The following is a 21,863-nucleotide window of genomic DNA, read 5'->3' as shown; positions in this document are numbered from 1 at the left end:
CGCGGGCGCAGGGGCCTGCCGCAGGAGGTTGAGGACGATAGGACGCAGGATCGCGCTGCACGCGGGTCCATGGCCCTTTCGGGTGCGGTTCGCGCCCTCGATGAAGGCGACGTCGGGGGAGGGGGGGTCTGGACCTGTTCCGCTACTGCCGGATGACGACCGTCTCCGCGATGCGGTCGTGCACGGTCTGGCGGTTCGGATGGATGAAGAACTGAAGGAAGCCGAACCCGCCCTCGAGCATGGACGCGAAGTAGCCCAGGGTGCGCTCCAGGCAGGCCCAGAAGGTCAGGTGGGGGTGCTCCAGCGGCACGACCCGGATTCCCAGGAGGCGCTTGCCCAGGGTTCGCCCATGGCCCAGCCATGTGCCGAGGGTGAAATACCCCAGGGCCAGGGGGAGGAACACCCAGCTGCCGGGGCCGGCGTTGGCGGCCAGGACGATGTCCCGGTGGGGCGCATGGCCTGCGGCGCCGCGGCTGAGGGCCAGGGCGACCAGCAGCGCCAACGGCAGCCAGGCCGCGAGCAGGATCCCCAGGTCGGCCAGCAGGGCCAGGAAGCGGCGCCAGAACGGTGCGAGGGGCGTGCCCTCCGGCAGCTGCCCCGGATGCACGCGGGGCGCGGAAAAGGTGCGGTCCGAGAAATCAGGCCGGGGGAAACCCCACCGGGAGGGTGATGTGTGCGTCATGGGAGGCCCGGCAAGGGAGGTTGAGCGAGCGAGCGGAAGGCAGCCCTCAGTGTAGGGCAGGTGGGTGGATGGGTGTAGGTGGACGTGCCCCGAGAGGGGGCCTCTGGAAGGCCCGCGCGCCGCCCTGGCTGCGGGCTTCGGTCAGGGGGGGCCTAGCGGCCGCACGCCTGGAGCGGCACCTCGTAGATGCCGGGCTTTCCGTCCCGGATGCTGAAGAACAGCAGGGTCTTCCCATCGGGGGTGATCCGCGGGTTCGCGTCGGGCCCGGGGGTGTTCAAGGCGTGCAGGGGCTGGGCGGGTTCCCAGGTGCCGTCGGGTCTGCGGCGGCTCTGGTAGAGGTCGAGGCCTCCGGCGCCTCCGGGGCGATCGCTGGAGAACACGAGGAGGTCTCCGGCGGGGGAGACGGCCACGTCGGATTGGTCCGAATCGGGCCGGTCCAGCTCGGGGCCCAGGGGGCGCGCGCGATAGCCGTCGCCGTCGGGCACGGCGCAGAACAGGTGGGAGCGGTTGGAGCCGGGCACCGAGACCGCGGTGAAGTAGAGGGTGCCGTCGGCGGCCAGGGACGGGGAGTCGATGAAGAGGTCCCGGGACGGGTCCACCAGGTTGTCCAGGTAGCGGGGCGGGCCCCAGGTCCCGGCCTCGCGGCGGGTCATCCAGAAGGCGGCGTGGTGGGCGCTGGCGTCGGACCGGGCCCCGGGCCCCGGGCGGTTGGAGGCGAAGATGGCGGTGGCGCCGTCCGGGGACAGGGCCGGCGAGAGGTTGTGGTAGGCCTGGGTGAACGGCAGGTCCAGCTGCTCCTCCACCCGCGCCCGGCGCCGGGCGAGGTTGATCTGGGCGCGGGCGCTGGCGAAGCAGACGGTGTTCCCGTCGGGACTGAAGGTGATGCCGAAGGCGCCGGGGACCGAGATCCGCCCGGGCGCGACGGGGACCGCCGGCGCCGCGGGGGCGCGGAAGGCCAGGACCTCGGCGCCCACCTGGTAGATGCCCGGCGCCCAGCCGCTTCCGCCCGGGGTGGTGAAGAAGAAAGTCTTCCCATCGGGGGAGAAGGAGGGGCAGTAGGCGCCGTGGCTGCCGTTCACCTCGGGCCCAAGCTTGCGGGGCGCGCCCCAGCCGCCGCCCTCGCGGCGGCTCAGGAACAGGTCGCAGCCGGTGGCGTCGGCCCGGGTGAAGACCAGGCATTGGCCGGTGGGATCCAGGGCCGCGTCGAACTCGTCGGCCGCGGAGTTCACGGGGGGGCCGAGGTTCTCCGGGGCCGCGAAGCCCTCGCCGGTCTTGCGGGCCCGGAAGAGGTCCCGGCGTCCCAGGGAGCCCCGCTGGCTCGTGAAGTACAGGTCGCCGTCCGGGGCCAGGGACGGGAATACCAGCCCTCCCGGTTGGCCCTGCACGGTGACGGGGAGGTGTTCGGCGGGGCCCCAGCCCTCCGCGGCGCGCCGGGCCCGCCAGAGGTGCGTGGTGCTGTCCGGCGCGGTGTGGGCCGGATCCGGGTGGCGGTTGGACCAGAAATAGAGCCAGGCGCCGTCCGGCGAGAACCAGGGATCGCCGTACCGGTGGGGGCCGCAGAAGGGCAGGGGCGCGGGGACGCTCCACCCGGTCCCCTCCCGGTGGGCCACCTGGAGATCGGACACGTTCCTGGACACGAGCCAGGTGTCCCGGTCGGGTCCGGGGAAGAGCGCGATGCTGCGGGCATCCGCCAGGAACAGCTTCGGGGCCGGCGGAGGGGTCGCGGCGCAAGCCACGGCCAACGGCAGAGCGAGGGCGGATCGGAGCATCGGGGAACCGGATGGAGGTGGAGGCACCCAGTTTCCGACACCCAGGGGCGTGCCGTCCAGCCTTGCTCCGCTGGGGCGCGATCGCCCTCAGGCTTCCCCGGCCACCGGCAGATGGATCCGGAACGCGCTGCCGCCACCCGGCCGGCTCGTCACCGTCATGCCTCCGCCGTGGGCCTGGGCGATGCCCAGCACCACGGCCAGGCCCAGGCCGCGGCCGGTGAACTTGGTGGAGTAGAAGGGGTCGCAGAGCTTCTCCATGTCGGCGGGCTCGATGCCGACGCCCGCGTCCGCCACCTCCAGCCAGGCGTGGTCCCCGGCCTCGGGCTGCCATCCCACCGGGAAGCGGTGGGCGGCGGGGATGGCGGCGGCGGGACCCTGGCCGACCTGGACCCGCAGGTCCCCGCCGGCCTCGCCCATGGCCTCCAGGGCGTTCTCGGCCAGGTTGGCCAGGGCCACCAGGAGGTGCTCGGCGTTGGCGTGGACGCGGGGGCCGGGGTCGGGCAGGAGGGTCCGGAGGTGGACCTGGGGCGGCAGGGTGGGTTCCATCGCGGCCAGGTGGGGCCGGCAGAGGGCGGAAAGGTCCTGCGACGCCAGGTCAAGGGAGGCGCGGCCCAGGTAGAAGAGCATGTGCCGGGCCATCTCCGAGGCGTGTTCCGTGGCGCGTTTGGTCTTGGCCAGGGCCCGCTCGAAGGCGGGGCCGGGGGCCGCGGTCTCCAGGAGGTCCAGGCCCGTCATGACGGCCTGCAGGCGGTTGTTGTAGTGGTGGGCGATGGCTCCGGCCATGCGGGCCAGGCTCTCCGCCTTCTGCAATTGCTGGTTCCGGAGCTCCAGGTCCGCCTTTTCCTGCAGGGTCCGGCGCCATTGGGTCTGGGAATCCAGGCGTTCGGCGTCCAGGCGCTTGTTCAGGAGGAGGATGAATCCGAAGGTCCACAGGGTGCTGGCGACGGCCGGCAGCACGAATACGAGCCGCTGGACCAGCGCGTAGTCGTGGTAGGTCTGGATGGGGGTCCGGACGAGGGTGAAGCCGGCCACGATCAGCAGGAAGGCGCCGTGGGCCAGGAACACGATGGCCGTGAAGCGGGCCGGCTGGGCGATCCGGCGCCCCTGGAGGCCCAGGAGGGCCCGGGCCGTGGCCAGGTCGAACCCGCCGATGACGGCGGAGACCAGGGCCGTGCGGAGGGTGATGGACGGGAAGAGGATGAGGAAGACCTCGTAGACGGCCACCGCGGCCCCCAGGGCCGCCAGGGCCCACCGCAAGCGGTCCGGCCGTTCCAGGAAGCGCAGGGTGCCCACCAGGAAGCCCAGATGGGCCACCATCAGCATGGGGTTGCCGAGGACGCCGAGCACCCACCAGCCCAGGGCATGGTTCGCGATCAGGAAGAAGAACCCCGCCGCGAAGGCGGTGGACCCCGCCAGCCACCAGCCCGTTCCGGCATAGGCCCGGCTCCCCCGGTACTGGACCGCGAGCGCTGTGACCTGGGCCAGGATGAAGAGCCCCTGAAGGAAGACCAGGGAAGGCAAGTCGAGATGCATCATCCACCAGTGTGCCGGAAAGGCCCCTGGCGAGGGGCCAGGGAGTGAGGCCGAAGGGGCGGCCAGCGGCTTTTTCCTGGCGGCCCCCTCGGCCTGCTTTCCCGGGGCCGGCCCGGTGCGGGATCCCGCGCCCCTTGAGACCTCTTCGCGGGTCGGGGTGCCCTCAAAAGTGTGCAATCCGGTCCTGGCGTTGCCTCGCATGGGAACCGAAGGAACCGGCGGCACCGGTTTCCGCAGGGCCTGCGGAAACCTCGGCAATGCCGCGGAAAACCTAGGCGCCACGCCGTTTCGCAAAGTTTTTCACTCCGGGGCGAAAGGCCGGAATCCCCTTGTGATTCCGGGGAAGTCCGGCCCCCCGGGCGCGGCAGGACATCGTGGATTGGCCCCTCATCCGTTGCGGGGCCCATCCACGATGTCTAGAAGGTGAAGAGCAGGCCCACGCCGAGGCCGCGGGTATCCGCGCCGGGGGCGACGGTGCCCGGGCTGGGGAAGACGGCGTACTGGGCGGAGCGGTCGTTGCGCATGCCGTAGCAGGCCGCGAAGAGGTCCGCGGCGCGGCTCAGGCTGTAGGAATATCCGAGGGAATATTCGCGGCCGCCCAGGCCGTCCGTGCTCGCGGCGCCCCCGCCGACGCGGCCGCAGCTGCCCGCGGCGGCGCTGCCGAAGGCCGCCCATACCTGGTGGGCGCCGGCGCGCTGCTGGAGGAGGGCGTACCAGGCGGCGCGCTTGTAGGCGTTGATGTTCCCGGCCACCGTGTCGTCGGTGCGGTACCGCAGCTGTTCCCCGATGACGGAGAGCCGCGTGCCGGTGGGGAAGCTGTACGAGGCCACCAGCTCCACGCCGGTGTCGCGGCTGGAGGCGTTGGTGAGGGTGGCGCCGGCGGCGCCGCCCAGCTGGGCCAGGCCGAAGTAGTCGTTGTGCTGCTCGAAGCCCACGCTGACGGTGAGGGGGCCGGCCTTGTAGCTGGCCAGGGCCGAGATCACCTCCGGGTTCACGGAGGGCGCCGCCGTGGTGGCCGCGGTGCGGCCCTCGCCGACGCTGTAGGCCAGGCGGAAGCTGAGGCCCGAGAGGTCGGGGCTCCAGTACTGGACGCTGTTGCCCTGGCGGCGGTTGAAGGCCGCGTCGGCCTTGGCGTTGGCGCGGCCCGACTGGGTGGTGGTGCCGGGGACGTTGAAACCGGGGTTGGCGGTGAGGTTGTTGTCGAAGGGGCTGAGGCCGCGCAGGGGGCCCACGGCGAGGAGGGGGAACTTGTAGGGGGTGTCCCAGTTGCCGTAGAACACGGTGCCCCAGGACCCCTCGAGGCCCAGGCGGGTGTTGCGTCCGGCCAGGGTGTTGGGGGCGTCGCCGTCGGGGCTGACGGCGCTCTCGATCTGCCAGACCACCTTCAGGTCGTCGGAGAGGGGCACGGTGCCCCGGAAGCCGAGGTTGGAGGTGCCGGAGGTGATGCGGCGGCGCTCGGGCAGGTCCTGGCCGGTGTAGGCCGAGGCGGGGACCTGGCTGGCTCCGCCGGAGGCGGGGGAGAGGCCCGGGGCGGTCGCGCCCGAGGTGCGGGCGGTGTCGAGGAAGGGCAGCAGCGTGCCGTAGATCTGGACGTTCACGCTCTGGGCGGAAGCGATGGCGGGCAGCAGGGCTGCCCCGGCGAGGGGGAGGAGGGTTCGGCGCATGGTGGGCTCCGGAGGGGTGGACGACGGCCAGACGGCCGCCCCGTGGGCCCCGCGGACCGGGGGAGGTGGGCCATCCTGGCAGGTTGCGATACCGTTGACTTCATCCCCAAAGCCAGCAGGGCACCAATACCAATTGGCGATGGCCGGCATTTCGGGCTGATATAGGGATCCCATGGACCTCAAGCGCCTCCACTACTTCTGCACGATCGTCGAGCAGGGCCAGATCAGCCGGGCCGCGCGTCTCCTCCACATGTCCCAGCCTCCGCTGAGCCAGCGCCTCAAGGAGCTCGAGGACGACCTGGGGGTGCAGCTGATCATCCGGGAGGGCCACGCGTGGCAGGTCACCGAGGCCGGGCGGGTGCTGTACGACCGGGCCCGCGCGATCCTCAACCAGCTCTCGGACATCCCCACGGAGGTCAAGCAGGCCGAAGGGGGCGCCGGCGGGGTGCTCCGCATCGGCGCGTCCAGCACCTGCGTATCCAGGCTCCTGCGCGTCCTGCCCAAGCTCACGCAGCGGTTTCCCAAGCTGCGCTACAGCCTGCTCATCACGGACAGCGGCGACCTGGAGGCCCACGTGCTGGAGCGGGACCTGGACTTCGCCCTCCTCCTCATGCCCGTGAAGACGGACGCCTGCGTCACCCACGTGATGCCGGTGGACAACTTCTCGGTCATCCTGCCCCCCGAGCTCGCCCGGCCTGGCCTGCCCACCTGCCTGGGTGTGGAACATCTGGCGGACATGCCGATCGCGTGCCTCAGGCGGTGGCAGGGGGGCGGGACCTATGACCTCCTGCTCAAGGAATTCCAGCGCAAGCACATCCAACCCAACATCATCCTGGACACCCCGGACGTCCGGACCCTCATCGCCAGCCTGGACCGGGGCCTGCGGGCGGCCTTCCTGCTGCCCACCGACGAGGTGCCCTTCGAGATCGCCCGCCGCTACGCGGTCCACGCCATCGACCTCCCCGAGGTGGTCTTCCATCCGGTGCTGATCCACCTCCGCGACCGCTACCTGAGCCGGGCGGCGCAGGAGGTCATCCGGTCCGTGGTCGAGGGCTGACGGGTCCATATCGAAGCGCGATGGCCGGCAGAGGAAAACGGTATTTTTCTCGTGGTCCGGCCCCGGCTCTCATGGGACATCCCCATCAGGAGGCTTCCCATGACCCAAACCCATTCCGCGGCCGCCGCGGTCAACGACCTCAGGAGCGCCCTCGAGCTGCTGGCGCAGCACGAGGGGCAGCTCCTCTCCACGGACGTGGAAGTGGACCCCCACGCCGAGCTCTCCGGCGTCTACCGCCACGTCGGCGCGGGCGGCACCGTGATGCGGCCCACCCGGTCGGGACCCGCGATGCTCTTCAACCGCATCAAGGGCTACGACGATGCCCGCGTCAGCATCGGCATGCTGGCCGACCGCAAGCGGGTGGCCCTGCTCCTCGGCACGGAGCCCGAACGCCTCGGTTTCCACATGTGCGAGGCCCTCAACAACCCCGTGGAGCCCGTCAAGGTGCCCCAGGGCGCGGCCCCCTGCCAGGAAGTCGTGCACCGCGCCAGCGACGCCGGGTTCGACATCCGCAAGCTGATCCCCGCCCCCACCAACACCCCCGAGGACGCGGGCCCGTACATCACCATGGGCCTCTGCTACGGCCAGGATCCCGAGACCGGCGAGGAGGACGTCACCATCCACCGCCTCTGCGTCCAAGGGCCCGACACGATCTCGATGTACTTCGTCCCGGGCCGCCACCTGGACGCCTTCCGCATCAAGGCCGAGAAGGCCGGCAAGGCCCAGCCCATCTCCATCAGCATCGGCCTGGACCCCGCGGTGTACATCGCGGCCTGCTTCGAACCCCCCAGCACGCCCCTGGGCTTCAACGAGCTCACCATCGCCGGCGCCCTGCGCAACCGCCCCGTCGAGCTGGTGGACTGCCTTACCATCAAGGCCAAGGCCCTGGCCCGGGCCGAGATCGTCATCGAGGGCGAGCTGCTGCCTGACGTCCGGATGGTGGAGGACGCCAATTCCAGGACCGGCAAGGCGATGCCCGAATTCCCCGGCTACAACGGCCCCGCCAACCCCAGCCTCCCGGTCATCAAGGTGACGGCCGTGACCCACCGGGTCCACCCGATCATGCAGACCTGCATCGGCCCCTCCGAGGAGCACGTGAGCCTCGCCGGCATCCCCACCGAGGCGAGCATCATCACCATGGTCAACCGGGCCCTGCCGGGCTTCCTGAAGAACGTCTACGCGCATCCCTCGGGCGGCGGCAAGTATCTCGCCGTGCTCCAGGTCAACAAGCGCATCCCCGTCGACGAGGGGCGGCAGCGGCAGGCCGCGCTCCTGGCCTTCTCGGCCTTCTCGGAGCTGAAGCACGTGATCCTCGTGGACGAGGACGTGGACCCCTTCGACACCAATGACGTGCTCTGGGCCATGACCACCCGCTTCCAGGCCGACACGGACGTGGTGGCCATCCCGGGCGTGCGCTGCCATCCGCTGGATCCCTCCCAGTGCCCCGAGATGAGCCCCTCCATCCGCGGCAAGGGCATCACCACGAAGGCGATCTTCGACGCGACGGTCCCCTTCGAGCTGAAGTCCCGGTTCCAGCGCGCCCCGTTCCTGGACGTCGACCCCACCCGTTTCGTGAAATAGGAGCAGCACATGATCGGACCCTTCGTCAACGGCGCCTCCGTCATCGTGGGCAGCCTCACGGGCGCCGCCGCCGGCAACCGGATCAGCGAGAACCTCCGCACCAAGATGCCCCTGGTCTTCGGGGTGTCGTCCATGGGCCTCGGCATCGCCATGATCGTCAAGGTGAAGTACCTGCCGGCCGTGATCCTCTCGCTGCTGGTGGGCACCATGATCGGCGAGCTCCTCCACCTGGAGGACGCGATCATGAAGCTGGCCGGGAAGACCCGCGGCTTCATCGACCGCATCGCCAAGCCCGCCGACGCGAACCTCCCCCACGACGAGTTCCTCAGCAAGTTCGTGGCCATCCTGGTCCTCTTCTGCGCGAGCGGCACGGGGATCTTCGGGGCCATGAACGAGGGCATGACGGGCGATTCCTCGCTCCTGATGGTGAAGTCCTTCCTGGACCTCTTCACGGCCGCGATCTTCGCCACGGCCCTGGGGTTCTCGGTGGCCACCCTCGCCGTGCCCCAGTTCATCATCCAGAGCTCCCTGTTCCTGCTGGCCACCCGGATCCTGCCCATGACCTCCCCGGTCATGATCGCGGACTTCTCGGCCTGCGGCGGCCTGATCATGGTCGCGACCGGGTTCCGCATCGCGGGCATCAAGCCGTTCGCGGTCGCGAACATGCTGCCGGCGCTGTTCCTGGCCATGCCGGTCACCGCCCTCTGGGTGCGCTTCTTCGTCCACTAGTCCCGAACCGCCGGGGGAGGTCCGCCTCCCCCGGCCTTTCCATGCACGGAAGACCATGATCCAGGAATCCAGGCGCCTCGTGGTGGGCGTCAGCGGCGCGAGCTGCGCCAATCTCGCAGTGCGCCTCCTGAAGGCGATGCAGGACCAGCCCGGCTGGGAGACCCACCTCGTCGTCACCGAGGGCGCGCGTCGGACGCTGGCCCACGAGGCCGGCATCGGCCCCGGGGAGCTGGAGGCCCTGGCCACCTGCGCCCACGACCTCCGGGACATCGGCGCGAGCATCGCCAGCGGGACCTTCCGCACCGCCGGCATGGCGGTCGTGCCCTGCAGCATGAAGACCCTCGCCGGGATCGCCCACGGCTACTCGGACAACCTCCTCCTGCGCGCCGCCGACGTCACCCTCAAGGAGCGGCGGAAGCTGGTGCTCGTGGCCCGGGAGGCGCCCCTGGGCGTCATCCATCTCCGCAACATGCTGGACCTGGCGGGGCAGGGCGTCGTCATCCTGCCGCCCGTCCTGACCTCGTACCACGGGCCCGCCTCCGTGGCGGACCTGGAGGACCACATCGTGGGCAAGGTGATGGCCGAATTCGGGCTGGAATACGCCCGGTTCCGCCGCTGGCAGGGGCCGGCCGGGGCTTGACCCGGGGGACCGCTCATAATTAGAATTCTAATTATGAGCGGACGCATCCTCGAGCTCGTGGCCCGGATCCACCTGGACTGGAAGCGCCAGGTGGCCCGGGCCCTGGCGCCCCACGGCATCAGCCCCAAGCAGATCTTCCTGCTGCGCCGGCTGAAGGAGGCGGGAGGGCTGGCCCCCAGCGCCATCGCGGACCTGCTGCACGCGGACCGGCCCAGTGTCACCTCCCTGCTGGACACCCTCCAGCGGGCGGGCTGGATCCGCCGCGGGCGGGATCCGGAGAACGGGAAGCGGGTGATCGTCTCCCTGACTCCCGAAGGGGCCGACAAACTGGCTTCGGTGCCGGAGGTCCTGTGGCGGAGCGGCCGGACGGCCTTCGATCCCGAGGCCTGCCTGGAGCCCAGCGAGCAGAAGGAACTGCTCCGGCTCCTGGACAAACTGCAGCGGGCCCTGGCGGCGCGGGCCTAGCCATGGGCGCCTGGCTCTCCTACCTCACGGTATCCCTGGTGTGGGGCTCCACCTTCCTCGGCATCGCCTACGCCGTGGACGCCTTCACGCCCTTCGGGCTGTCGGCCGCGCGGTTCCTGCCGGCGGGCCTGATCGCCCTCATCCTGGCCCGCCTGCGCGGGGAGCGGATGCCCAGCCGCCGGGAGCTGGGACCGCTGATGGGGCAGGGGGCCCTCCTGCTGGCGCTGTGCATGGCCCTCCTCGCCTGGGCCGAGGGACGGGTGAGCAGCGGCGTCGCGGCCACCCTGGGGGCCACGGTGCCCCTGTTCCTGGGGGCCCAGGAGCCCCGGGGCCTCGGCCCCAAGGGGTGGCTGGGGCTGGGGGTGGGCTTCCTGGGGGTCGCCGTCCTCCTCTGGCCGGGGGGCCGGGGGCCGGACCTGCTGGGCGCCGGGGTGCTGGTCCTCTCCGCGTTCATCTGGTCCTTCGGGACCCTGTACGGCAAGCGCCACCCCTGCGGCGCCGGCCACTTCAGCCAGGTGGCCGTGGAGATGCTCACGGCGGGCCTGCTGTCCCTGGCCGCGGCCCCCTGGGCCGGGGGCTTCACCCACGGGCCCGTCGGGAGGCCGAGCCTGCTGGCCCTGGCCTACCTGATCCTGGCCGGGTCCATCGTGGCCTACTCGGCCTACCACCACCTGACCCGCGCCTGGCCCGCGGCCCGGGCGGGCACCTACGCGTACTGGAACCCCGTGGTGGCGGTGGTCCTGGGGTGGGCCGTCCGCCACGAGGCCATTCCGGCCCGCATGGTTCCGGGCCTGGTCCTGATCCTCGCGGGGGTGCTCCTGGTGCAGATCCCCTGGCCCCCGAGGCCGGCCCGGCGGGCCTGAGCCCGGCGCGGGCCGCCTTGACAGGGCGGCGGCGCCGCACCATGTTGCGATTTTCGCACCTCCGCCCCCGGCGCGCTTTTTGAAGCCCTTTTCAGAACGGCCGGCTCCTGTCCGGCCACCCTTTCAGCTCCTTGTCCAGGTGATCCCCCATGGCCTGTCCCCGCCTGTTCCGCGCCAGCCTCCTGATGTCCATCGGCTGGGTCGCGATGGCCGTCGCGCCCGCTTCCCGGCCGCTCCTATTCTTCTTCCTGCCCCGGCACGGGGCCCCCGGCACCCGGGTCACCGTCTACGGCACCGGCCTGGAGCAGGTGAAGGCCGTGGCGGTGGGGAAGGCCAACGCCCCCTTCCAGGTGCTGGATGACCGGCGGCTCCTGCTCGTGGTCCCGGACGACGCGGCCACGGGGCCCATCGTGGTGGCGACCGCCGCGGGGACCTTCCGGGCGCCGGGCGCCTTCACCGTCGACCCCGTGCCGGCCCCGTTGGCAGGGGGTCCGCCCGTTCCCGGTCCGGGGCGGAGCGCCGCGGCGACGGGCCCGGAGGCGCCGGTGGCGGGCGTCCCCTGCCTCCTGGTTTCCGGCCGCTGTCGCCAGGGGCGGTGGACCCTCGCCCCCGCCTACACCCTCCTGGCCCTGCCGGCCATGCCCACGGGAGGCGAGGCCGTCCTGGAACTCACCGACGCCCACGGGACCCCGCTCCGTTCCTTCCCCTTCACCCCCGCCGAGGTCGCGGACCTGCCGGGGGGGGAGACCCAGTTCAGCTTCGCCCTGCCCCTGGACGGGGCCACGACGCGGCGCCTGGCGGGGCTCCGCATCCGCGCCGGGGGCGCCGTCGCCGCGGCGCGCCAGGGTGGCTGGCAGGCGGCGCCCCGGCCCCCGAAGGCGGTTTCGCTCGGCGCGGGCCGGGTGCACCTGACCTGGAACGGCGAGGTGGGCGTCGGCGTGATGGTGCGGGACCCCGCCACGGGCCAGGTGCTGGCCTTTGGCGAAGGCGGTTCGGCCACCTTCCAGGCCCCCGGGCGGGAGCTGGAGGTGCACGTGTCCAACGGGGTGACGAGCCAACCCTTCCGGGTGACCGTCGACTAGCGCCGCGTCCGCCAGGTCTCTTGGATCATCCGTACGCGATGGGAGCGGCACTTGCCGGGGGTCTGGGGGCCCTTTGCCGGGCCCCCAGGGGGCGACAGTCGGGAAGGCACGGCCTTCCCGACGCCATAGGGGGCGATGCCCCCGATGGACCTGCAGCGGCCGCTCCCCTCGGATGATTCAGGCAACTTGGCGGACGCTGCATTAGCAGAGGGCCGCGAGTTCCCGGGCCGCGCGCTCGGGGTCGGGGGCGGCGCAGAGGGCGGAGACGACGGCGATGCCGTCCGCGCCCGCCTGCACCACCCCGGGGATGGTGCCGGCGTGGAGGCCGCCGATGGCCACCAGGGGGTGCCGGCTGAAGGCCCGGATGCGGGCCAGGCCGTCCAGGCCCCAGGCGCCCTTGGTGTCGGTCTTGGTGGGGGTGCCATAGACGGGGCTGACGCCCAGGTAATCCACGGGCTGGTCCTGGGCCCGGACGACGTCCTCCCAGGTCTCCACCGACAGGCCCACCAGGACGCCGGGGCCGGCCAGGCGGCGCACCACCTCGGGCGGCAGGTCGTCCTGGCCCACGTGGATGCCTTCGGCCCCCACGGCCAGGGCGATGTCCACCCGGTCATTGATGATGAGGGGGACCCCCCGGGGGCGGAGGAAGGCGTGGAGGCGTTCAGCCGTTTCCAGGAAGGCCCGGGTGGGGAGGTCCTTGTCCCGGAGCTGGACGGAGGTGGCGCCGCCCTGCACGGCGAGGCGCACCACCTCCTCCACGGTCCGGGGGGCGCAGAGGGCCCGGTCCGTCACCAGGCAGAGGCCCTTCATCGCACGTCCGCCCGCAGACGGGCCTCCAGGGTGGCGGGCTCCAGGTTGTAGAGGGCGTCCAGGAATGCGAGTTGGAGGGTGCCCGGGCCCTGGGCACCCTCGGCGGCGATCTCGCCCGCCACGCCCATGACGGCCATGGCCTGGGCGGCGGCGGTCCCGGGATCCGGCGTCACCGCCGCGAAGGCCCCGCAAAGGGCGGTGGCGGTGCAGCCGAGGCCCGTCACCCGGGGCATGAGGGGGTGGCCGTTGTGGATCCGCCAGGCGCGGCCCCCGCCGAGGATGTGGTCGGTGGGGCCGCTGACGGCCACCGCGCAGCCGTAGGCCGCCTGCAGGGCCTGGGCCGCGGCCAGGGCGTCGTCCGAGGCGGAGGTGGCGTCCACGCCCTTGGTGCGCACCTGCTCCCCGGCGACGGCCTGGATCTCGGAGGCGTTGCCGCGCAGGATGGCCGGGCGCAGGGCCTGGAGGAGCTCCCGGGCGGTGGCGGTGCGGTAGGGGGTGGCGCCGGCGCCCACGGGGTCCAGCACGATGGGGATGCCCTTGGCGTTGGCGGCCTCGCCGGCCTTGACCATCGCCGCCACCCAGGCCGGCGTGAGTGTGCCGAGGTTGAGCACCAGGGCGGAGGCCAGGGCGACCATGTCGGCCATCTCGGCCTCGGCGTGGGCCATCACGGGGGAGGCGCCCAGGGCCAGCAGGGCGTTGGCCGTGGTGTTCATGACGACGAAGTTCGTGATGTTGTGGACAAGGGGGGCCTTCGCGCGGACGGCCGCGAGGGCGTCTCCCGCGCCCAGGGCTTGGAGGTTCGGCATGGGATTCCTTTCTTCCGGGGCGGGGCCCCCTTCCGTTGTAGCACCCCCCGGGGCCTCAGGCCCCCGCCAGGAGCACCGTCTCCACGAAGCGCCGGTCCGAGGGCGCCAGGGGCAGGGCGGCCAGTTCCGCGGGAGTCGCCCAGGCGAGGGCCGCGTGCTCCAGGCACCGGGGCTCGCCCCGGAAGGTCACGGGGTGGAAGGCGACCCGGTAGGGGGACCCGGGATCGTGGAAGGTGGCCAGGCAGGGACCCGCCTCCGTCCCTTCCACCCCCAACTCCTCCGCCAGCTCGCGCCGGACGGCCTCCTGGAGGGTTTCCCCCGGTTCCAGCTTGCCGCCGGGAAACTCCCAGAGTCCCCCGTGGCGCTTGTGGGCGGGTCGCTGGCACACCAGGTGGCGCCCCTCCCGGACCGCCACCGCCGCCACGACTTCGATCACCGATGCGTCCACCGCGCCGCCTCCCCGCATGCCATTCTCGCCGGGGCCCCGGCCCCGGGAAAGGTGGTCAGGCTCCGGGCTCCGGCGGATCCCCGAGCGTGAAGTGGAAGGCGGCCCCCCGCCCGGGGGCGGCCAGCACCCGCAGGTGGCCGCCGTGGCGCTCGATGATGCGCTTGACGGCGACGAGGCCCAGGCCGATGCCGGGGAAGGCCTGGGCGTCGTGGAGGCGCTGGAAGGGCTGGAAGAGGCGGTCGGAGACGGCCATGTCGAAGCCCGCCCCGTTGTCCCGCACGACGAAGGCCCCGTCCCCCTCCCGCTCGAAGGCGATGCGGGCCTCGGGGGTGGCGGCCGTGTACTTCCAGGCGTTGCTCAGGAGGTTGCGGAGCACCACTTCCAGGAGGGCGGGGTCCCCCCAGGCGTGGAGGCCGGAGGCCACGGTCAGGGCCACGGCGCGGCCGGGGTGGCCGGCCTGGAGTTCGCCGCAGACCCGGGCGGCGATGGCGGAGAGGTCCACGGGCTGGCGGGTCAGGGGCGAACCGCTGGCCCGGGCCAACTGGAGCAGGCCGCCGATGAGGGTCTCCATGGAGCCGGCCGCCCGCAGGAGCTTGGTCAGGCGGGTGGCGTCGGGCGCCGCCAGGGTGGGCCCGGCGCTGGCTTCCAGGGCCTGGCCCAGGGCCAGGATGGCCTGGAGGGGGCCGCGCAGGTCGTGGGCCACGCTCCGGGCGTAGGCGTCCAGGTCCTTGTTGGCGCTGGCCAAGGCCTCCGTGCGCTCCGCGACCTTGGCCTCCAGGTCCAGGTTCAGCTCCCGGAGGGCCTCCAGGGCGTCCTCCGCGGCCCGGTTGGCCTTGATGAGCTGCTCCTCCCAGGCCCGGCGTTCCGGCGCCTCGATGAAGGTCAGGCGGTCGTGGGGCGGGTCCCCCTCGGTTCCAGCCACCCGGGCCACGTGGACCACCGCGTGGATCCGGCGGCCGTCCCGGGCCAGGAGGTCCAGGATGAGGCGGTCGAGCCGTCCTTCCCGGGCGAGGATGGGCAGGATGTGGGTTCGGGCGAGGACCCGGGCGCCCGGGGAGAGGAGGCGGTCGTACCAGACCTGGTCCAGCAGGTCCGCGGCGGCGTAGCCGGTCCAGCCCAGGAGGGTGGCATTGACCCGCCGGATCCGGCCGTCGGGATGGGCCTCCACCAGGCCCACGGGGATCGCGTCGAACCAGGCGGTCAGGTCGGGAGGCCGGTCATCCACGGGCGCCTCTCCCGTTGGCGAGGAAGGCGCGCAGGTGGCGTTCCACCTCGTCGGGGGCGCTGAGCTGGGCGAAGTGGCCCGCCGTATCGAGGAAGACCAGGTGGGCCTCCGGGAGGCCAGCGGCGAGGTAGTGGCTGACCGCCTCGGGAACGATGGGGTCCTCGCGGGACTGGAGCAGGAGCACGGGCACCGGGCACCGGCCCAGCAGGGGACGATCGTCCACCGAGAAGGTGACGCGGGCGAACTGGCGGAGGATGGCGGGCACCGCGTGCAGGAACTGGGCCTCGATCTCCTGGACGATCCAGGGCTGTTCCGGGGCCGCGGCGGCGGTCACGGCCAGGTGGCTGGCCCACACCTCCCGGTTGAGGTCGAAGGCCTCCAGCAGCTCCTCCACGTCGGAGGCGGTGAACCCGCCGTGGTAGTCCGCGTCCTCCAGGTAGCGGGGCGAGGCCCCCACCATGGCGAGGCAGGCGAAGCGCTCAGGTTCGGCCAGGGCGGCCCGCAGCCCGATCATGGCGCTCACCGAATGGCCCACGTAGACGAGGTTCCGGAGATCCAGGACGCGGCAGACCTCGAGCACGTCCTCCACGTACCCGTCCAGCGAGGCGTAGCGCTCCTTGCGGTAGGCGGAGGTGTCCGAGCCGCCGGTGCCCACGTGGTCCATGAGGACGACCTGGTGCGTGTTCCCGAAGCGCGGCGCCAGCAGGCGCCACAGGCTCTGGTCCGTGCCGAAGCCGTGGCAGAAGAGCATGGGGGGACCCCCGGCGCCGAGGACGGTAAGCCGGTGCCTGCGCTGGACCTGGGCCAGGGGGGTGTCCGGTTCGTGCGGGGGCATCACGCGGCGATTATGGCCGAATTCCGGCCGGGGGAAACGAGGAAACTTGATGAAGGTAAATGGATTATATTCCAGGGTTCCCGGGGGCGGGCGGAGCAGAAAAGGGGGGACGGTCCTGGCTGGGCACGAATTTTCACCAGTTCGCCCCCGCCTCGTGGATACTGGGCCCAATCCGATCCGCACGGGAGGGACCCTTGGCCAGCGACGACAACGCCTTCGTCCGCAATCCCGCCGTCATCCGGGACACCCTGAAGCGCGTCTGCGATCGCAATGAACTCGCCATCCTCGTCACGCCGAACGCCAAGTTCGACCTGAACTTCCTCTGGCTGGACCAGGAGGTCTTCCATGTGACCGCGACCATGAGCCGCGATGAGGCGCTCTTCGCGCTGAAGGCGCCCGGCCTCAAGGTGCGGTTCCCCTTCGGCCCGCGGATCTTCAGCGCCGGGACGCGGCTGGCGGGCCTCGGCGTGGCCCGGGGCCGGCGCTCCCTGCGCCTGGCCATTCCCGAGGAGCTGGAGAACGACGATTTCCGGCGGGCGTACCGGGTGGAGAAGGTGGGGCGGGTCCAGGTCACCTTCAGCTCGCGGCGCTACGAACTGCTCCGGGGGAGCCTGGTGAACATCAGCACCGGGGGGGCTCGGGTCTTCGCGGGGCAGAACCTGGGCGACGAGGACGTGCAGATCGACGACGAGATCCACGTGTCGATCCCCCTGACGCCCGCGATCACCATCAACGGCCGCGCCCGGGTCCGGCACCGGCGCGGCAACAGCGTGGGGATGGAGTTCCGCCCGACCCTCCACGGGGCCCTCCTGGACGACCTCGCGCGCTGGACCTTCCAGAAGCGGGAGGAGGCCCTCGCGCAGTTCCTGGAAACGGAGGAGGAGGGGCCCCGGCCCGCCCCCCGCGAGGCCCTGGACCTGGCCCCGGAGGTCCCCGTGATCGGGCTCCTGGGCGGGGGCCCGGAACTGGAGGCCCGGCTGAGGGAGCTCTTCGAGGGGCTGCCGCCGGTGCGGCGCCTGCCGGCGACGGTCCAGGGCGTCCGGATCCTGGGGGAGCGGGCCCGCGTCCTCGTGCTCTGCCACGTGGCGTCCCTGGATCCGGACCAGGTCCGGCGCCTGGCCATCCTGCTGGAGCCCCTCCGCGGGAAGCGCCCCTTCGCCCTGCTGGGCGAAGGGGTCGAGCCGGCCCGGATGATGGCCCTGGCCAACGACTGGGAGGCCGTCCTCGGCACCACCCTGGACCGGGACGGCGGGGCCCCCCTCCGCCGCCTCGCCCAGGGCCTGTTCGCCCAGGAGCCGGGCTCCTAGACACCATGCAGTGGCCCCTCATTCATTGCGGGGCCACTCCATGATGTCTAGAGCAGCAGGGCCCGGTAGGCGGGACTGGCCGTCTCGTCCACCCAGGGATAGCCCAGGTCGGCGAGGGCGTCGAGGAGGTCCGCCTCGTCCTCGGGGGGGACGAGGAGGCCCGCCAGGACGCGCCCCACGTCCGCGCCGTGGTTGCGGTAGTGGAACAGGGTGATGTCCCAGCCCGGCGCCATGCGGCGGAGGAACTTGAGGAGGGCGCCGGGGCGCTCGGGGAACTCGAACCGGAAGAGATGCTCCCGGCCGGGGTCCGGGGCCCGGCCCCAGGTCATGTGCCGGAGGTGGGTCTTGGCGAGCTCGTCGTCGGTGAGGTCCAGGGCCCCGAGGCCAGCGCCGCGCAGGCGATCCACGAGCTCCCGGGCCTCGGCGCGGCCCCCGGCCTTCACCCCCACGAAGACGTGCGCGGCCTCGGGATCCGAGCGCCGGTAGTTGAATTCGGTGATGGGGCGCTGGCCGATCAGCTCGCAGAAGGCCAGGAAGCTCCCGGGGCGCTCGGGGATGGTGACGGCCAGCACCGCCTCCACCGAGTCGCCGGTGCCGGCGCGCTCCGCCACGAAGCGGAGCCGGTCGAAGTCCAGGTTGGCCCCGCTGAGGATGGCGGCCAGGTCCAGGTTCCGCCGGCCCGCGGCCCAGGTCCGGAGTCCCGCCACCGCGAGGGCCCCGCTGGGCTCCAGGAGGGAGCGGTTCTCGCAGAACACGTCCTTGATGGCCGCGCAGATCTCGTCCGTGCCCACGCGCACCACCTCGTCCACCGTGTCCCGGCAGAGGGTGAAGGGCAGGGCCCCGACCTGGCGCACCGCCACCCCGTCCGCGAAGAGCCCCGGATGATCGAGGCTCACGGGGCGTCCCGCCTCCAGCGCCCGGGCGAGGCAGTCGGAGTCGGCCGGCTCCACGCCGATCACCTTCACCTGGGGCGCGAGCTGCTTCAGGCAGGTGGCCACGCCCGCGATGAGGCCGCCCCCGCCCACCGGGACGAACACCGCGTCGAGGCCCCCGGGCCGCTGGCGGAGCAGTTCCAGGCCCACCGTCCCCTGGCCGGCGATGACGTCGGGATCGTCGTAGGGGGGCACGGGGGTGAGGCCGCCCTCCGCCAGGGTCCGGGCCAAGGCGGCGGCTTCGTCGAAGGTGTCGCCGTGGAGGCGCACCTCCGCGCCCAGCCTGCGGACGGCTTCCACCTTGAGGACGGGGGTGGTGACGGGCATGACGATGACGGCCTGGCATCCCAGCCGGCTTGCGGCCAGGGCCACCCCCTGGGCGTGGTTCCCCGCCGAGGCGGCCACCACCCCCCGGGCCCGGGCCTCGGGGGACAGGCGGGCCATCTTCACATAGGCGCCCCGGAGCTTGAACGAGTGGACCGGCTGCAGGTCCTCCCGTTTCAGCCAGACCCGGTGGCCCAGGGCCGCCGAGAGGATGGGGGCCGCCTGCAGGGGGGTCTCCAGGGCCACCTCGTACACGGGGGCGGTCAGCATGGCGGAAAGGATCGGGGCGGCGGGCATGGGCGGGTCCTGGGGGTGACATGAAACGACCCGCCGGAGCGGGTCGGGGCGGTGATCGGGGCCGCGGCGGGCCGTCCGGATCACCCGGGAATGCGAATGCGGATCGTCCGGCCCTGGCGGGCGGAGGCGGCGGCGGGGGGGAGGACGGTCATGGCCCCATTCTCGCCCCCGCCCCGGCCCGGGTCCACGGACCGGCCCCCGTTTTCGAATTCCGGATGGACCCATAACGCCGGCCTTAGTGCACCATCACGGCGCCGGCCTGGCGCTTGCCGGGGCTCTTGCAGAACAGCACGAAGGGCACGGCCACCACGAAGACCAGCACGATGAAGGCGAAGACGTCGTTGAAGCTCATCACGAAGGCCTGGCGCGTCACCTCGCCCCCGACGAGCCCCACGGAGAGCTTGCCGGTGGTCAGCGGGTCCATGCCCGCCCGGGGATAGAGGCCCGCGGTCATGGCCACGAGGCCGTGCTGGGCCACGGGATTGTAGGGGGTGATCCACTCCGCGAGGCGGGCGTGGTGGAACTGGGCCCGCTGGGTGAGGATCGTGGTGCAGATGGCGATGCCCACGCTGCCGCCCTCGTTGCGCAGGAGGTTGAACATGCCCGAGGAGACGCCGATGAGCTTGGGCGGCACCCGGATGATGGTCTCGGTGGCGAGGGGGACGAGGACGAGGCCCAGGCCGAAGCCCTGGAAGATCCAGGCGATGATCATCCAGGAGATGCCCACGCCCAGGCTCAGGTGGGTGAGCATCCACATGCTGATGATGAGGGCCGCGAAGCCCGTGCCGACGAGGATGCGCACGTCCACCCGGCCCGCGCTGGCCCCCGCGAGGCCCATGGCCACGATGGAGGCGACGCCGGCCGGCGCGAGGATGATGCCGGCCCAGGTCGGGGTGTAGTTCAGGAGGGTCTGCACGAACAGGGGCAGGCACACGAAGGCCCCGTACATCCCGAAGCTGGCCAGGAAGATCAGGATCATGCCGCTGGAGAATTCCCGGAGCTTGAACACCCGCAGGTCCACCAGGGGGTTCTCGGCCGTGAAGGAGCGCCAGATGAAGAGGGCGAGGCCCAGGAAGGCCGTGCCCGCGAAGACCTGGATGAAGGTGCTCTCGAACCAGTCGTAGCGGTCGCCCCGGTTGAGGAAGACTTCGAGGCAGCCCAGGCCCACGGCGATGAAGACCAGGCTCTGCCAGTCCACCCTGCCTTCGGGCTTCTCCAGGTAGGGCGGGTCCTCGATGAGGGTGTAGGCCATGTAGAAGGCGATGAGGCCGGCCGGGATGTTGATGTAGAAGATCCACGGCCAGGACCAGTTGTCGGTGAGCCAGCCGCCCAGGAGGGGCCCGGCGATGGGGCCGCAGATGGCGCCCATGCCGTAGAGGGCGGCGCCGTAGCCCTTCTCCTCCTCGGGGAAGGCGTCCAGGGTGATGGCCTGGGACATGGGGACCATGGCGCCGCCCGCGAGGCCCTGGATCACCCGCATGAGGATGAGGAACCAGAGGGTGGGGGCCAGGCCCGAGGCCAGGGAGGCCAGGGTGAAGACCGCCAGGCAGACGAGGTAGAAGCGCTTCCGGCCGAACTGGTTGGCCAGCCACCCCGTGATGGGCAGGACGATGGCGTTGGCCACGAGGTAGCTCGTGATGACCCACGTGATCTCGTCGGTGCCCGCCGCGAAGTTCCCCTGGATGTGGGGGAGCGCGACGTTGGCCACGGAGGTGTCGAGCACCTCCATGAAGGTGCCGAGCATGCACGTGATGCCCACCAGCCACTTGTAGCTCGGGCCGTGCTTGGCGGCGAGGGAGAGGGTGCCGTTCATGGGGGGCTCAGTCGCGGGTGTCGATCTCGGCGCTGACGGTGAGGCCCAGGCGCAGCCTGTGCGCGGGATCCGCGCCCGGGTCGAGCTTGATGCGCACGGGCACGCGCTGGACGACCTTCACCCAGTTGCCGGTGGCGTTCTCGGCGGGGAGCAGGGAGAACGCGGCGCCGGTGCCGGCGGAGATGCTCTCCACCCGGCCCCCGAAGACCGCCTTCTCGTCCAGGTCGGCCACGAGCTTCACGGGCTGGCCGGGGCGGACGCGGCGGAGCTGGGTCTCCTTGAAGTTGGCCTCGATCCAGACCTCCTCCTGGCCCAGGGGGACGATGGCGCAGATGGGCTGGCCGGGGGCGACGACCATGCCGGCCTCGCCCATCTTGCGGCTCACGTAGCCGTCGCAGGGGGCGACGATGGTGCAGTAGGAGCGCTGGAGCTTGGCGGCGGCCAGCGCGGCCTGGGCGCCGGCGACCTTGCCGCGGCTGACGCTCAGGAGGCCCTGGGCGGCGGCGACCTGCTTGCGGGCGGCGTCCACCTGCGCGCCGGCGACCTCCGCCTGGGTCTGGACGTGGTCGAACTTCTGCTTGGCGATGGACTGGCGCTCGTAGAGGGCCTTGAACCGGGCGAGTTCGGTCTCCGCCAGCTTCTTCTGGCTGAGCGCGGCCTCGACCTGGGCCTGGGCCTGGGCCACGCGGGCCTGGTCGAGGGTCACGGAGGAGCTCGCCTCCTGCAGGGAGGCCTCGGCCCGGGCGGCGTTGGCGTCGAAATCGCGGGGATCGACGGTGGCCAGGACCTGGCCGGCCCGCACGAACTGGTTGTCGGTCACCTCCACCGTGAGCAGGGGCCCCGGGATGCGGGAGGCCACGGAGGTGACGTGCCCCTTGACGTAGGCGTTGTCGGTCCCGATGAAGACCTGGCCGTGGCGCCACCGGGCCACGCCCCAGGCGGTCCCGGCGGCGGCGACGGCGAGGATGGCGGCGAGTGAGATCCACTTCTTCGAAAGCATG

20 protein-coding genes are annotated in these 21,863 nt (G+C 72.1%); 8 read left to right on the top strand and 12 right to left on the bottom strand.

Annotation, left to right across the window (positions count from 1 at the left end; translation table 11 throughout):
- Positions 1-142: 142 nt before the first annotated feature.
- The 4 genes from R2J75_RS15940 to R2J75_RS15925 form a co-directional block, all read right to left on the bottom strand.
- The gene (locus R2J75_RS15940) at positions 143-607 is read right to left on the bottom strand and encodes an RDD family protein (protein WP_243346415.1); all 465 of its coding nucleotides are present in this window, start codon (positions 605-607) and stop codon (positions 143-145) included.
- Positions 608-834: 227 nt separating this feature from the next.
- Positions 835-2,451, bottom strand: coding sequence for a TolB family protein (locus R2J75_RS15935; protein WP_316410584.1), 1,617 nt, complete (start codon positions 2,449-2,451; stop codon positions 835-837).
- A gap of 87 nt (positions 2,452-2,538) precedes the next feature.
- A complete protein-coding gene (locus tag R2J75_RS15930) occupies positions 2,539-3,972 on the bottom strand; it encodes a sensor histidine kinase (protein WP_243346418.1) in 1,434 nt (477 codons plus the stop codon).
- A gap of 428 nt (positions 3,973-4,400) precedes the next feature.
- The gene (locus R2J75_RS15925; protein ID WP_243329557.1) at positions 4,401-5,648 is read right to left on the bottom strand and encodes a porin; all 1,248 of its coding nucleotides are present in this window, start codon (positions 5,646-5,648) and stop codon (positions 4,401-4,403) included.
- Positions 5,649-5,820: 172 nt separating this feature from the next.
- Between R2J75_RS15925 and R2J75_RS15920 the strand changes: the two genes are divergently transcribed.
- The 7 genes from R2J75_RS15920 to R2J75_RS15890 all read left to right on the top strand — a co-directional run bounded on the left by R2J75_RS15920 (position 5,821) and on the right by R2J75_RS15890 (position 12,065).
- A complete protein-coding gene (locus tag R2J75_RS15920; RefSeq protein WP_243329556.1) occupies positions 5,821-6,705 on the top strand; it encodes a LysR family transcriptional regulator in 885 nt (294 codons plus the stop codon).
- A gap of 99 nt (positions 6,706-6,804) precedes the next feature.
- Complete coding sequence (locus R2J75_RS15915) at positions 6,805-8,286, top strand: UbiD family decarboxylase (protein ID WP_316410582.1); 1,482 nt, start codon at positions 6,805-6,807, stop codon at positions 8,284-8,286.
- A gap of 9 nt (positions 8,287-8,295) precedes the next feature.
- Complete coding sequence (locus tag R2J75_RS15910) at positions 8,296-9,015, top strand: DUF554 domain-containing protein (protein WP_243329554.1); 720 nt, start codon at positions 8,296-8,298, stop codon at positions 9,013-9,015.
- Between the two features lie 55 nt (positions 9,016-9,070).
- The gene (locus R2J75_RS15905) at positions 9,071-9,655 is read left to right on the top strand and encodes a UbiX family flavin prenyltransferase (protein ID WP_316410580.1); all 585 of its coding nucleotides are present in this window, start codon (positions 9,071-9,073) and stop codon (positions 9,653-9,655) included.
- 33 nt (positions 9,656-9,688) lie between these two features.
- The gene (locus tag R2J75_RS15900; RefSeq protein ID WP_316410579.1) at positions 9,689-10,120 is read left to right on the top strand and encodes a MarR family winged helix-turn-helix transcriptional regulator; all 432 of its coding nucleotides are present in this window, start codon (positions 9,689-9,691) and stop codon (positions 10,118-10,120) included.
- 2 nt (positions 10,121-10,122) lie between these two features.
- On the top strand, positions 10,123-10,983 hold the full coding sequence (locus R2J75_RS15895) for an EamA family transporter (protein ID WP_316410577.1): 861 nt from the start codon (positions 10,123-10,125) through the stop codon (positions 10,981-10,983).
- Between the two features lie 149 nt (positions 10,984-11,132).
- Entirely contained in the window at positions 11,133-12,065 is a 933-nt protein-coding gene (locus R2J75_RS15890; RefSeq protein ID WP_316410576.1) for a hypothetical protein, read from the top strand.
- A 201-nt stretch (positions 12,066-12,266) separates the two neighbouring features.
- Here R2J75_RS15890 and thiE read toward each other — a convergent pair whose 3' ends face one another.
- From thiE to R2J75_RS15865, 5 genes are read right to left on the bottom strand one after another with little or no spacing between them, the layout of a single operon-like run.
- On the bottom strand, positions 12,267-12,875 hold the full coding sequence (thiE, locus tag R2J75_RS15885) for a thiamine phosphate synthase (RefSeq protein ID WP_243329546.1): 609 nt from the start codon (positions 12,873-12,875) through the stop codon (positions 12,267-12,269).
- A complete protein-coding gene (gene thiM, locus R2J75_RS15880; protein ID WP_316410575.1) occupies positions 12,872-13,681 on the bottom strand; it encodes a hydroxyethylthiazole kinase in 810 nt (269 codons plus the stop codon). Before thiM ends, thiE begins: the two co-directional genes overlap by 4 nt.
- A 55-nt stretch (positions 13,682-13,736) precedes the next feature.
- Positions 13,737-14,147 (bottom strand): (deoxy)nucleoside triphosphate pyrophosphohydrolase, encoded by a 411-nt coding sequence (locus R2J75_RS15875; protein WP_279341978.1) that lies wholly within the window; start codon positions 14,145-14,147, stop codon positions 13,737-13,739.
- Positions 14,148-14,184: 37 nt separating this feature from the next.
- Positions 14,185-15,354 carry a sensor histidine kinase gene (locus tag R2J75_RS15870; RefSeq protein ID WP_316410573.1) on the bottom strand — a complete coding sequence of 390 codons (1,170 nt, stop codon included), beginning with the start codon at positions 15,352-15,354 and terminating at the stop codon, positions 14,185-14,187.
- Positions 15,347-16,189, bottom strand: a complete 843-nt coding sequence (locus R2J75_RS15865; RefSeq protein ID WP_316410572.1) for an alpha/beta fold hydrolase — start codon at positions 16,187-16,189, stop codon at positions 15,347-15,349. Before R2J75_RS15865 ends, R2J75_RS15870 begins: the two co-directional genes overlap by 8 nt.
- 194 nt (positions 16,190-16,383) lie before the next feature.
- Between R2J75_RS15865 and R2J75_RS15860 the strand changes: the two genes are divergently transcribed.
- Positions 16,384-17,496: a PilZ domain-containing protein gene (locus tag R2J75_RS15860; protein WP_243346424.1), complete on the top strand. Its 1,113-nt coding sequence runs from the start codon at positions 16,384-16,386 to the stop codon at positions 17,494-17,496.
- Between the two features lie 47 nt (positions 17,497-17,543).
- Here R2J75_RS15860 and ilvA read toward each other — a convergent pair whose 3' ends face one another.
- From ilvA to R2J75_RS15845, 3 genes are all read right to left on the bottom strand, one after another.
- Entirely contained in the window at positions 17,544-19,049 is a 1,506-nt protein-coding gene (gene ilvA, locus R2J75_RS15855) for a threonine ammonia-lyase, biosynthetic (RefSeq protein WP_243329534.1), read from the bottom strand.
- Between the two features lie 235 nt (positions 19,050-19,284).
- A complete protein-coding gene (locus R2J75_RS15850; protein ID WP_243329533.1) occupies positions 19,285-20,862 on the bottom strand; it encodes a DHA2 family efflux MFS transporter permease subunit in 1,578 nt (525 codons plus the stop codon).
- 7 nt (positions 20,863-20,869) lie between these two features.
- Positions 20,870-21,862: an HlyD family secretion protein gene (locus R2J75_RS15845; RefSeq protein WP_243329531.1), complete on the bottom strand. Its 993-nt coding sequence runs from the start codon at positions 21,860-21,862 to the stop codon at positions 20,870-20,872.
- Position 21,863 lies beyond the last annotated feature (1 nt).

Source organism: Mesoterricola sediminis (assembly GCF_030295425.1).
GTDB lineage: Bacteria > Acidobacteriota > Holophagae > Holophagales > Holophagaceae > Mesoterricola > Mesoterricola sediminis.
Note: the sequence above shows the minus strand (reverse complement) of the source record. Positions and strands in the feature narration are given on the sequence as shown.